Origin of the sequence: Synechococcus sp. R55.2 (assembly GCF_047462075.1) — a bacterium.
Taxonomy (GTDB): domain Bacteria; phylum Cyanobacteriota; class Cyanobacteriia; order Thermostichales; family Thermostichaceae; genus Thermostichus.
The window spans coordinates 15,878-28,409 of sequence record NZ_JANSIH010000279.1 but is presented as its reverse complement, the minus strand read 5'-3'; the positions used below and the strand labels follow the sequence as shown (position 1 = coordinate 28,409).

The following is a 12,532-nucleotide window of genomic DNA, read 5'->3' as shown; positions in this document are numbered from 1 at the left end:
AACAGTCTTAATTGTAGATGGAGAGGGGCTCCGGGAAATAGTATCTGAGACTACTTTTCTCGGCCTTCTCTCCCCACCTTGCAGATCCCAACCCCTTTTGTGGTAGAGGGAGAACCTAGGTACCTTGGGCTGCTCCCTGTCCAGACATCCCCCTAAGGCTCATTGCGCAGATCCGGGGATCCCTGCCAAGCCAGACTGGGGGATCCCTCGCTTGCCAGATTGTCCTCCACCTGAAATCCAGGGGGCCATTCTTCGCTATCGCGCACCCGCTGCACCACCTCTTGGGGCAGCACGACCCCCAACTGCCGGGCAGCCATGGCCACCACATCCCCGCGATCGATCAAGCCGGCAATGGCGCCGGTGGGCGTGAAAACCAAAATGCGGCGGGGTTCTGCCTGGCGCATCATCTGAATCACCTGGGGAATGGGGGTCTCTTCTCGTACCCCCTGCAGTTGCTCCATCGGCTTGAGAATGGCTTTCAGGGTGAGGCGATCCCACTGGCTGCGCTCGATGTCGTTGAGCAATTCTGGCCTGACCAGCCCACGGTAGCGGCCATCTTCCTCGGCAAAATAAACGTCCGCCGGTTGAGTTGGGGCTTCCGGCCTGAGAGAAGAAGGCACCAGATAGCGATCCACAAACTCCCGCAGGCTCATGTTCGCGTCCAAAACCCGAAACTGGCGGGTCATCACATCTGCAGCTTTCAGGCGGGCCAGCACCTGCTGCAGTTGCGCGTACTGGCTGTAGCGGCGGGCGGTGTTCAAAATAAACAGGCCGATCAACCCCACCCAGAGGCCGTTGAGGCTCCCCCAAAATACCACCAGCAGACCTAGCCCCACCAAACCCCAGCCCACCCCCTGGCCGGCTCGGGCCGCCCACAGCATACCCTTTTGCCGATCCCCTGTCCAACCCCAGATGGCCGCCTTGAGCATTTGCCCCCCATCCAGAGGCAGGCCCGGCAGCAGGTTAAACAGGGCAATCGTCAGGTTGATGGCAGCCAAGCTGGTGAGGGTTGAGGCCAGCATCGACTCCGGCACAGCCCAAGCCCGGGCCATGCTGAAGAGCACAAACAGACCCAAGCTGAGGAGAGGGCCTGCCACCGCCACGCAAAAAGCCCCAAGGGGGCGGGGAACTTCCCGCTCAATCGCCGCCATACCCCCAAAAATAAATAGGGTTATCGAGTTAACCCGTACCCCATAGGCGCGGGCCACCAAGCTGTGGGCCAACTCATGGGCCAGCAGAGAAAGAAACAACCCCATCGCCGTCAACACCCCGTAGGAGAGCACCAGCAGGAGGGCCGCTGGGAACCAGGTGTAGTCGACGAAAAAGGGGATCCCCCACAAGCTACCGATGCGCAGGCGACTGGTCATGACGATACAACTCCTTACACAGCTCTCACCGAGACTCTACGGCGCGGATGCTCCGGTACTTATGCCTGGGGAGAAAGCGCCCATCTAAACTACCAGTTCCAGTTGCGTATGTTTGCGTATGTTATGGATAGGCAGACACCAGAAACGGCTTTGAGGGCGCTGGTAACCGGCGTTGGCTCAGCGGCACGGAGCGCTTGCAGGGCTGCCTTGTAAACCAGCCCAGAGGCCCGCGGTTAGGCAACCGGCTCTAGGGCTACCCAAAGCCCCCAACTGCCCAGGTAGGTTCCATTGAAGACGGCAAGCAGCCCCTCAACTTGGGATCCCTCTCCTCCAGTGTAGCCCCTCTGCCGGGCCCTCCGTTTCCTTGAGGCTTCCCCCCGGCAGACAGCGGGCCCTGCCCTATCCCTAGAGGATCTTGAGGATCTCCTCGGAGCACAACACTACCTACAACACCAGACCCCCGAAGATTGTGATAACGTGGTTGGACATTGGGTCGGCGGGGCCAACCAGCACTCAAAAGTTGGAACGACCGAGCTTTAGCAGGGGAGCTTTGCAGGAGGGGTGTGGCTATGGTGTGGACTTCGTCCCACTCAGGCGAACAGAGCGAAGAAGTGCAGGGACTTGATCCCGCCCAGACGATGGGAGCCGCGCCTCCAGGCGAGTTTCCGGCCACAGCCCCGGCGGCCAGCCCGGTGTTCTACCGCACCTACAGCCGTCGCCGCCCAGATGGCAGCCGCGAGACTTGGAGCGAGGTTTGCGATCGCACCTTGGCCGACATCGCCCGGCTAGGGCGCTTCACCCCTCAGGAGCGGCAGTTGGTAGAACGTCTGCAGCGGCAGTTGAAGGCGTTGATCTCCGGTCGAGCCTTGTGGGTGATGGGCACCGACTGGATCCAGAAGCCGGAAAACTTCTCCGGTGCCTACAACTGCACCAGTTTGGCGGTGGTGGACTGGCGGGCCTTTGGCCTGATGATGGATCTGGCCATGATGGGCTGCGGCACGGGAGCGGTGCTGGAACCCCAATTCATCAACCGCTTGCCTCCCATCCTCAACCGCCTTCAGGTTCACGTCAAGGGATCCATCGGCACCACCCCTCCCGAAGAGCGGCAGGAGCACACCCGCATCCAACGGCAGGGATCCCAGGTGCACATCCAGGTGGGGGACAGCCGCCGCGGCTGGGTGGAGTCCTACCAAGCGCTGCTGGAGCTGGCGTCGGATCCCAGCTTTGGGGGCCAGGTGGAAGTGACAGTGGACTTGAGCGATGTCCGCCCGGCTGGGGAGCGGCTGAAAGGGTTTGGGGGCGTAGCCAACCCCATTAAGCTGCCCGGCTTGTACGAGCGCTGTGCCGCCATCCTCAACAGGGCGGTAGGTCGGCAACTGAACTCGGTGGAGTGCTGTTTGCTCATCGACGAGGCGGCGGTGGTGGTGGCGGGAAACATTCGTCGTAGCGCTGGCATTCGTCAGTTTGCTGCCGACGACCAGCTGGGATCCACCGCCAAAGACAACCTCTGGCAGCAGGACGAAAACGGCAACTGGAGAATTGATCCCGAGCGAGATGCCCTGCGCATGGCCAACCACACGCGGGTGTTTCACCGCAAGCCGACGCGGGAAGAATGTGTTGAGGCCGTGCGGAAGCAGTTTTACTCAGGCGAGGGGGCCATCCAGTGGGCCGGGGAAGCCGTAGCACGGGCCAATTGCGACCTTATCCCACCCGACCTAAAACCCGACTTTCTCAAAGCCTATGAGGCAGGAACGGCCCGAGAATGGCTAAAGGGACGGGATCCCTCCCTAGGGGAAGAGGAACTTCAGGATCGCCTGTGGCGCTATGGGCTGAATCCCTGCGTGACAGCCGATACCTGGGTGCACACGGGCGATGGGCCGCGCCAGGTGAGAGACCTGATTGGGAAGCAGCACAGCACCTATATCAATGGAGAACTATTCAGTACCACACCGGAGGGGTTCTTCTACTCCGGTACCAAGCCTGTGCTGAAGCTTTTGACCAAGGAAGGGTTCTCTCTGCGGCTGACAGGCAACCATCGGGTTCTCAAAGTCACCGCTCAAACCCAAAAGGCACAATACACCGAGTGGGTACCGGCAGAAAGCCTACAACCGGGCGACCGCATCCTGCTGCACAACCATCGCGATCTCACCCCGTGGGATGGGGCGGGTACCTGGGAAGAAGGCTGGCTTTTGGGGAATTTGCTGGGTGACGGTAGCCTTACGGCAACCCCGTGGAACGACACGGCTTTATTACGCTATTGGCAAGATACCCAAGCCGAAATGAGCCAGTATGCGATTCAGCTTTTGCAAACGGCAGTGGGTTACGAGCCCCGCCAGCCAGAGGCATATCACTATGCGCAGCTTGGGTTGCGGGTTATCGGCTCCAGGGGGTTGGCAAAACTGGCGGCCCAGTTCGGCATGAGGCCCGGACAAAAGCAGATGACAGAGGCGCTCGAAGCCACCAGCTTCCAGTTTCATCGAGGCTTCTTGTGCGGGCTCTTTGATGCGGATGGCAGCGTGCAAGGTAATCAGGAGAAAGGGGTTAGCGTGCGGCTCTCTCAAAGCCATCTGGGTACCCTCAAAGCGGTTCAGCGCATGCTGGCGCGGCTGGGCATCATTGCAGTTTTGTATGAGAATCGCCGTCCTGCTGGATATCGCCTGCTGCCGAACAGTGCTCGCCAACCTGCACCATACGCTTGCAAAGCCCAGCACGAATTGGTTATTGCCAACGACAACTTGCATCTGTTCCAGGAATGGGTCGGCTTTCGGGAACCGCACAAAGCCCAAAAGCTAGAGGCACTGCTGAATGGCTACAAGCGCCAGCTCAACCGAGAGCGGTTTGCTGTGACGGTTGCTGCCCTTGAGGCAGACGGGGTAGAGCCGGTGTATGACTGTACTGTCCCCGGCCCAGCGTGCTTTGATGCCAATGGGTTTGTTGTCCACAACTGTGGCGAGATTATTGGCCACACATTCCATTGCAACTTGGCCGAGATCCACCTCAACCGTTTGGATCCCCACAACCGGCAGGAGCAGGAAGACGCCTTTACAGCGGGAGCTCTCACGGTGGCAGCCCTACTCCACCACCGCTTTGTGGAACCCCGCTTCCAGCGCTCGCGGGAATGGGATCCCATCGTCGGCGTCTCGTTCACAGGCCTGTTCGACTTTTGCGTCAAAGCCTTTGGGGTTGAATGGCTGCGCTGGTGGCAGGAAGGGAGACCCGATACCCCCATCGGGAAGGAATTCAAGCAGCAGGAGCGGGAATACCTCAGCCGCTGGAAGGAGATCGTCCACCGCGTGGTCTGGGACTACTGCGACCGCCACAGCCTGCGCCGCCCCAACCGCTGCACCACGGTTCAGCCCGCCGGCACCAAGTCGCTGCTCACCAACGCCTCTCCCGGCTGGCACCCGCCCAAAGCCCAACGCTACATCCGCCGCATCACCTTTGCCAAAAATGACCCGGTGGCGCTGGCCTGTCTGGACTATGGCTACTCGGTGGTACCTGCTCAGGCGGACAAAGATGAAAACGGGAACTTGCTCAACGACCCCTTTGATCCCCGCTGTACCGAATGGCTGGTGGAACTGCCTGTGGAAGTAGAATGGGCCAACCTGCCCGGTGCTGGCCAGATCGAGATCGAGCAATTCTCGGCCCTGGCCCAGTTTGACTTCTATATGCAGGTTCAGAAGTACTACACCACCCACAACACCTCCGCCACCATCGAGCTGCGGGAGGACGAGGTGGAAGCTCTGGGATCCCGTATCTACGAAGCCATCCGCGACGACGAGGGCTACATCAGCGCAGCGCTGCTGGCCCGCTTCGATGCCCCCTTCCCCCGCCTGCCTTTTGAGAAAATCGACAAGCCCACCTACGAACGACTGGTGGCCGAGGTCAAAAAGAGACGGCGGACAGATAACTTCTTCGCGGCCCTGGCCCGCTACGACCGCAACCTGACCCTGACAGCAGAGGGACCGGCAGGGTGTGACGCTCTGGGGTGTCTGTTGCCAGATTCGGCGCCTCAGAGCTAGTTCCCCAAAAGGGTTCCCCCTGCTGCCGACCAACCCCATCGGATGCAAAGGCGCGACCGAGCTCCCTCCTGTGATACCTTTGTAGGGACTCCTCACAACGCCAGGGATCCCTTCTGCCCTTGGAATCGGCCCCATGCAAGACGAAAAAGACACGCTTCGCCAACAGCTTCTCACCCTGCAAAGCGAGGCCCTCGCCCAAGTGGAACAAGCTGACGGTCTGGAGGCTCTGGAACAGATCCGCATCGACTACCTGGGCAAGAAAGGTAAGCTCTCCAAAATCTTGGGGGGAATGGGGAAGCTGCCCCCAGAAGAACGGCCTGCCATTGGCGCTTTGGCCAACACCTTTAAAGAGGCCCTCCAATCCAGTCTGGAGCAGCGCAAACAGGCCCTTGGTGAAGCTCAACTGCTGGCCCGCCTAGAAGCAGAGCGCCTGGATGTCACTATGCCCGGGCCCCGTCGGCCTCTGGGGCGGATCCATCCGCTGCAGGCCACCATCGACCGCATGCTCGATATCTTTGTGGGAATGGGCTACACCGTGGTGCATGGGCCTGAGCTCGAGACGGAGTACTACAACTTCGAGGCCCTCAACACCCCTGCCGACCATCCGGCGCGGGATATGCAGGATACCCTCTACCTGGCCAATGGCTACCTGATGCGTACCCAAACCTCCTCGGTGCAGGTGCGCTACATGGAGCAACACCAGCCGCCGCTGCGCATTGTGCATGCCGGTCGGGTGATGCGCCGCGATACCGTGGATGCCACCCACTCCGCTGTGTTTCACCAGATGGAAATTTTGGCGGTGGGCGAGAACCTCACCTTTTCCGACCTGAAGGGCACCCTCAACACTTTCATCACCCGCCTATTGGGCAAGCGAGAAACCCGCTTTCGGCCCAGCTATTTTCCCTTTACCGAGCCTTCTGCTGAGATGGACGTGCGCTTTGGCTCGAAATGGCTGGAAATCTTCGGCTGCGGCATGGTGGATCCCAATGTATTTCAAGCGGTGGGCTACGACCCGGAGCGCTACACCGGATTTGCGGCAGGGATCGGCATTGAGCGGATGGCCATGCTCCTCCACGGCATTCAGGATATCCGCCTGTTTTATACCAGCGACCTGCGCTTTCTGTCTCAGTTTTAGGTGGCTATTGGGGGACGAAACCCTCACCCTCAGCCGTGCCAGACCTTCGAAAAAACCTCTGTCAGGAAAAGGTTTGCTTGTAGATCAACTGCAATTGTTCTAGCTCATCTTGGCGGGCAGCACGGCGCAGCAGGCGCATTTGCTCTTCGATGAGCTGGCGAGCCTCATTACGGCTAATCGGATCGAAGACCAACTCCTCCATGGCAGCAGGATCCCCGCTGTTATCCGGCGGCCTGAAGTAAACCCGAAAAAAGAGCCTTTGGGCGTAGAGAGTGGTGAAGAGAGCCTGATTTTCGTCGACCTGACACAGGCTGTAGAGCAGACCAAATGTGGGGTGATTCAGATACAACTCATTCATGCCCAATAGCGTATCACTCTTGGGGGAGAGGAGAGACTTTTCTTCCCGGTCGGTGCCAGAGAAAGTTCTGGAAATGATGTGGCTATGGCTCTTGAGACCAAGGGCTTAAATCACAAGTTCCGCCCAGCTCGATTTTGGCTGTTGCGACTGGATTCAACATTAGCAAACTAACAAGATTTTGGGTCAGGCTGTTACCGCCGCTGCTGTTCCCGCACCTTCCTCTTCGTGTCATTCAATTCGTTTTCCACCTCTAGCTGACGAAATTGCTCTTCCAATTCATCCCAAGCCTCGAAAGGTTTTCCCCAAGGGCTGAAATTCCGGTCCGGGTTGTCGATGCCTTTGGCTTGCGCGGCTCTTACCTCCTGCAGCTTAGCCTTCACTTCTTGGCGGCGCTGGCGAATCTGCGGCAGCAGGGCTTCCATTTGTTGGATTTTCTCCTTTTGGGCTTTCATTTGACCCCATAGCTGGCTGCCCCTCTCCAACAGCTCAGCCTCCCGGCGTCGCGCTCCTTCGGCCAGATCGGGACGATTGGCCCGCTGCGCCTTCTCAATGCGAAAGTGCCAGGTTTTAATCTCCTCAGCCAAGTTGAGAATGCTTTTTTGGAGAGCTTCCTCTTGGGCGCGGCTTTCCTGCAACAGCCGCAGGGTATCGGATTCCTGCTGGCGCAACTGCTCATCGAGGGCTTGCAGCTCGATCTCAGGGTGGGCCCTGAGAAATTCTTCCAGGCGGGTTTCCAAAAACCGGATGATATCTTCGATCAGTTTCATGGACGGATCCTCTTCCCAAGCCCTCAGTTGCGTTTAGAGTAGCCCAAGCTGGGCCATCCTAGATAGGGTTATCCCATGCCCGTTTAAGACATTCCCTTCGACCTTCACCCAAAGTGAGGCCAGGGATCCATCCGGCACGCCAGTTCACCGCAACTGGGAACTCTCCTGAACCCAACTGCCCCCAGGCGGATCCCTCTCAATCCAGCAAACGGCCATCCCCAACCCGGATAATGCGCTGGGCGGCCTGGGCTACTTCAAGGTCATGGGTGACCACGACCAGGGTGATGCCCTGCCGGTGGAGCTCCGCAAAAAGGTTCAGCACTTCCTGGCCGGTATGGCTATCCAGAGCCCCAGTCGGCTCATCAGCCAGCAACAGGTGCGGTCGGTTGACAATGGCACGAGCAATCGCCACCCGCTGCTGCTGGCCGCCGGAGAGTTGGGCCGGACGCTGCTGCAGTTTGCTCCCCAAGCCCACTTGTTCTAGGGCTTGCTTGGCCCGCCGGCGTTGCTCCGGCTCCGGGATCCCAGCATAGGCCAAGGGCAGCATGACGTTCTCCAGCGCTGTCAGGACGGGCAGGAGATGGAACTGCTGGAAGACAAAGCCGATTTTTTGGTTGCGAATGTGGGCCAAATCGCGATCGGTCAGGGTGGAAACTTCCACCCCATCCAGCCAGTAGCGCCCTGAGCTGGGCCGCTCCAAGCAGCCGATGAGGTTCATCAGGGTGGATTTGCCGGATCCAGAGGGCCCCATAATGGCGCAATACTCTCCCGGCTGGATCGCCAAGTCGATATCGTAGAGGGCCTGAAAACTGCCCTCCGGCAGTGGATAGACTTTGTTCACCCCAACCATCTGCACTACGGGCGGGCTGGCCGCAGCCAAGGCCTCGGCTGGGCGCTCCAGGGATCCGACCGGCCCACGGCGATGATTTGCCCAGGAATCTTGCTCAAGCATGGTTGGCACCGCGACTTGCCCCATTCTAGCCTTTGGGCTTCCCTGGCTTGACGGCTAACCGGAAGAGCGGATCTCCTGCGGCTGATGGTAGGGGCAGCTCCCCTGGGGATCCACCCTGAGGCGGTAGAGGGGAGAGCGTTCCTGATCGCAGCGAAAGGCTTGGGCTTGGGAAGTCAAGATCTGGCGGGCAAAGCGACAATTTTGGCACTTTTTGCCACCGTGATGACTGGATACAGAAGGCTGTTTTGGACGCGGCACGATCCCTGCTGGAGAAGGGGCAGCCTCTGCCGGGCGGATCAGCTCCCGTGGAGAAAGGCCGCGCAGCACCAGTTCGGATCCCTGCCAGCGGGCTTCCACTAAGCCGGTATCGGCCCAGGCCGGCCAACGGGGATCCTGGGTGATCTGGGGCGGCAGACGCACCTGTACCCCCGCCAAAGTCCGCGGCGACCCCTGCTCCTGCCAAACTTCTTCCACCTCCCCCTCATAGCGCAAAGGGGGATCCCTGATCTCGGCGGGGGAACCGGCCTTCAGCTCCGCGAGCCTAACTGGGGTTTGTAGGTGCCCATCGGGCAACTCCAGCCAATGCCCAGGCTGAGGGCAGTGGACATGGTAGCGATTGCACAGCTCCGGCAGATCCGCCAGATCCTGAGCCTGCTTGGGGTCGGCGTGAACCAAGACCAAATGCTGGGGGCGAAAGGTGTGGATGATCTGGGTGAGATGCCCGACATCGTTGTGGCTGTGCCAGGTTATCCATTCAACGGCAATGCGGGAGCGCAGCGGCGCCGGCCAACGCTCAAACGGGGTAGCCAGTTCCACCTCTGGCAGCCGCACCAGCAGACAGGAGCGCTGCGGTTGGGCCAGCAATCTCGACCAGATGGGATCCCAAGCCTCAGGCCCAGCATCGGCATCGCACAGCAGCAAGCCTTGGGGCAGAGGATCCGCCTCGGTAAGGGGCTGCACCTGGGGGTGTAGGCGGTCTTCCCAGAACAAAGGCTGATAGGTGGCGAAATTGCGCACCGCCTCCGGCAGGTAGGGAAGCAAACGCTCATAGAGATCGCAGCCTGCCGCCAACCCTGGCGCCACCCACACCTTATCGCCGCGCGACGCTTTCGCAGACAGCGCTTGGGGAGACTGGGTAAAGCGATGGTGGGCTTTGAGGAGAAAGATCAGCTCCTGCCCCAACCCCAGCACCGGCAGGGGAAACAGCACCGTTTGCCCCGCTTCCAGGGCGCTGAGCAACCGCTCCACCAGGCGATTTTCCAGGTGACGACGGGCCGGATGACGGGTGGATCCCAGCGAGGCTTCCATAAGCAGCACATCCGGCTGCCAGTGACGCAAAGCGGCGAGATCCAAGCCGGGGGCAAAGCGAGTTGAGGCCAGGGAACAGTCGCCCGTGTACACGCAGGCTTGGGCCGGAGTGGTTTGGGTATTTTGCAGCAGGGTTGCCGCCGCTCCCGGCAGATGCCCAGCCGCAAAGAAAGTGAGCATCAGATGGGGCAAAATCTCTCGCGCCCGGCCCAAAGGCAGCGCCCGAAAGGGGGGAAAGCGAATGTCCCGGTCGTAGCCCGGCCAAATACCGCGCTCCCACAGACCAGCGGCCAAATGGGCGGTCACCGGCGTGGCGTAGAGAGGTACCTGAGGATAACGGCGATGAAAGGCAGGCAGCCCCTGCACATGGTCGAAATGGGCATGGCTGCAGATCACCGCATCCGGGATCCCTGGCAGAGCCTTAAAGAGAGCAGGAGCGGGCAACCCACAATCGAGAAGCAAGCGGTGGCATCCGATCTCCACCCAATAGGCACAGCCCTGTTGACGGGGATCCGTACCCAGGGGTAGCAGTCGCAGGGGCGGTCTCTCTGACTCCACAGTTGCGTCGTTTTTACCTACAAGCCTACAAGACCACTTAAAGCCTGAAAAAACGGTTGGGAACTCAGACAGGGACTCCCCCCAGCGCTTACTAACGCACTCTCTTTTCTAGCAAATCAACTCGGCGTCGTTTTATGTTCTGGGTCTCTTCAGTCCTAATGAGTCCCGTTTCTAGGTCAAGCTAAGATACCCATCTAGATTCCAGCATAGCTTTTGCCATCCAACCCTTTCCACATAGCAGAGAGATAGAATCCCAACAGCCAGGTTCCGGAGAGGGTTGCCAGCTCAGGAGCAGATCGTCAGTTTGGACGCGGGCTGTCTTGGCTCTGCACCCCTAAGAATCTCCGCTCGTGCCAGCGGTGCGAAGCCCTTACAGTCGCTTCAGTCTGGGGTGAGACACCCGGACTACTGAGAAAAACCTTCTGACCCGGTGCATTATTGCTCCGCAACGTTGACGCGACCCATGTTTCAGGTGTGAGCGCAGTGCCTTAGTTTGAATCCAGATGACCGTAATTCTCCTCTGCCCACTCGGCGGTGCGGTTGTTGAGCAGGGCAAGGCCGGCAAAATCGTGATCGTCGGGGCGAGCCGTCAGGATCATCAAGTTGTAGAAAGCCCAGACCAAACCAAAGATCAGCTCAGACCAAGGGGGATCCCAACTGCCGGCAAAACGCAGGGATCCCACCCCCATAGCCAGAAAAGTCAGCACAATAGCCAGAGCCTGAGGCCCCAAGGAGAGCTGGGAAGGCTGTTCGGGATAGGGGGGCACTCCCTGCAGACTTTGCACCAGCGCCTGGATGGACTGAAAAAACTGGCTGCCCGTCTGCCGTTCCGACTGCCAAGCTGCCCCCCACAGATGGGGGGGAAAGGCCAAGAGCCAACTGATGCGCCCCAGGAGAGCATAAGGCAAAAACCACGCGAAGAAGACCCGGTCAAAGGCCGGCACCGGCATCCACCCCGTGCAGAGAAAGACCATCGGCACCGCCAAGTAGACCAGCTCCGCCATCCCACCGGCAGCCCAGAGGGCCAGCCACAGGTATTGAAAGCGCTGCTGCTGTGTGGTCGGCTTGCCCCAAAAGGGGTTTTCCCTCAAGGCCGAAAACAAAGCCAGCAAAGCAACGCGGCGGTTGCGCAAGGGCAACAAAACACCCGTAACCTGGGTTTGGCGAACCAATTGAGATTGCCAGCCACGGCAGTGCATCTGACACCCCAACTGCACAGGGCGGCGAATGTCGATCTGCGGGATCCCTTCCAAAGCCTTGCGCCGGATGAGACAGCCAGAACCCAACAGGGGTGCCGCCTGATACCCTTCGGATCCCACCGCCAAAAGCTGTTGCAGGGGGTGAACGGCTCTGGGCTGGCCTAGGGTGCGCAGCATCGCCTGCACAAACCCGATACGATTGGCGATGGGAGCCCGCTCCGGCGAGTCGTAAAAGCGGGGCAAGGTCTGCCACAGGAAGTCCGGCTCGAGAAAATGGCCCGGCTGCACCAGGAGCAGATACTCCCCTTGGATGTGAGGGGATCCCATTGCATAAGCCAGGGGGTCGGTTGTGGGGCTAGGGCAGGCCCAGTATTCGCAGGGAATGGCCCGCGCCGCCTTGGCCATCTCCTCATCTTCTACCCGATCCACAATGTGGACAAACAACCGCTCCCACGGGTAGTCGAGGTGCAGAGCCGAGAGCACCGTCTGCCGGGTTGCCTCTACGGAATCCCACTGGCGCATCACCAGCACATCCACTCGCGGTAACTGGAAAAACGACCGCCGCAGGACCTCCGGGGATGGGAGCGTCTCTCTCGGCACTTGGGGATAGCGGCTGAGGGTAAAGCCCACCGCCGCCAGCCAAACATACAGCTCTGCCCCCCAAAACAAAAGGGATCCCAAATCCATCAGCCCGGCTGTCAGTCGCCAGTAGAGGTACATCACCCCGGCAATGAGGTGAAGCAACCCTGCCCAGCGAAACAAATACACCCGCATCAGCTTTCTGCCTTCCACGCTTTTGCCATTTTCGCCCTCGAAGGGGCAGGGATCTCTAGCTCCTCTCCTCTTCCGGCTGGCCCCAACCTGCA

General features: G+C 59.9%; 8 protein-coding genes. 2 read left to right on the top strand and 6 right to left on the bottom strand.

The genetic code is table 11. From position 1 onward, the window contains the following. Positions 1-152: 152 nt before the first annotated feature. Positions 153-1,367, bottom strand: coding sequence for a site-2 protease family protein (locus NW838_RS09220; protein ID WP_414427910.1), 1,215 nt, complete (start codon positions 1,365-1,367; stop codon positions 153-155). 638 nt (positions 1,368-2,005) lie between these two features. Here NW838_RS09220 and nrdJ point away from each other — a divergent pair. Both nrdJ and pheS read left to right on the top strand, forming a co-directional pair. After that, positions 2,006-5,389, top strand: coding sequence for a ribonucleoside-triphosphate reductase, adenosylcobalamin-dependent (gene nrdJ, locus NW838_RS09215; protein ID WP_414427915.1), 3,384 nt, complete (start codon positions 2,006-2,008; stop codon positions 5,387-5,389). 133 nt (positions 5,390-5,522) lie between these two features. After that, positions 5,523-6,524, top strand: a complete 1,002-nt coding sequence (gene pheS / locus NW838_RS09210; RefSeq protein WP_011432376.1) for a phenylalanine--tRNA ligase subunit alpha — start codon at positions 5,523-5,525, stop codon at positions 6,522-6,524. Positions 6,525-6,585: 61 nt separating this feature from the next. On the opposite strand, the gene NW838_RS09205 is transcribed toward pheS, so the two are convergent. The 5 genes from NW838_RS09205 to NW838_RS09185 form a co-directional block, all read right to left on the bottom strand. After that, positions 6,586-6,882 carry a PipX family protein gene (locus NW838_RS09205; RefSeq protein ID WP_011432377.1) on the bottom strand — a complete coding sequence of 99 codons (297 nt, stop codon included), beginning with the start codon at positions 6,880-6,882 and terminating at the stop codon, positions 6,586-6,588. Positions 6,883-7,073: 191 nt separating this feature from the next. Beyond that, positions 7,074-7,649, bottom strand: coding sequence for a TIGR04376 family protein (locus NW838_RS09200; RefSeq protein ID WP_414355617.1), 576 nt, complete (start codon positions 7,647-7,649; stop codon positions 7,074-7,076). 196 nt (positions 7,650-7,845) lie between these two features. After that, positions 7,846-8,601 (bottom strand): ABC transporter ATP-binding protein, encoded by a 756-nt coding sequence (locus NW838_RS09195; RefSeq protein ID WP_414427909.1) that lies wholly within the window; start codon positions 8,599-8,601, stop codon positions 7,846-7,848. 54 nt (positions 8,602-8,655) lie between these two features. Next, complete coding sequence (locus tag NW838_RS09190; protein WP_414427908.1) at positions 8,656-10,467, bottom strand: MBL fold metallo-hydrolase; 1,812 nt, start codon at positions 10,465-10,467, stop codon at positions 8,656-8,658. A gap of 488 nt (positions 10,468-10,955) precedes the next feature. Next, positions 10,956-12,458, bottom strand: coding sequence for a cellulose synthase (locus tag NW838_RS09185; RefSeq protein WP_414355620.1), 1,503 nt, complete (start codon positions 12,456-12,458; stop codon positions 10,956-10,958). Between the last annotated feature and the right edge of the window lie 74 nt (positions 12,459-12,532).

Excerpts from the sequence above, each read along its gene's own strand:
- NW838_RS09220 (WP_414427910.1), bottom strand. The coding sequence starts at position 1,367 with ATGACCAGTCGCCTGCGCATCGGTAGCTTGTGGGGGATCCCCTTTTTC.
- nrdJ (WP_414427915.1), top strand. The coding sequence starts at position 2,006 with ATGGGAGCCGCGCCTCCAGGCGAGTTTCCGGCCACAGCCCCGGCGGCC.
- pheS (WP_011432376.1), top strand. The coding sequence starts at position 5,523 with ATGCAAGACGAAAAAGACACGCTTCGCCAACAGCTTCTCACCCTGCAA.
- NW838_RS09205 (WP_011432377.1), bottom strand. The coding sequence starts at position 6,882 with ATGAATGAGTTGTATCTGAATCACCCCACATTTGGTCTGCTCTACAGC.
- NW838_RS09200 (WP_414355617.1), bottom strand. The coding sequence starts at position 7,649 with ATGAAACTGATCGAAGATATCATCCGGTTTTTGGAAACCCGCCTGGAA.
- NW838_RS09195 (WP_414427909.1), bottom strand. The coding sequence starts at position 8,601 with ATGCTTGAGCAAGATTCCTGGGCAAATCATCGCCGTGGGCCGGTCGGA.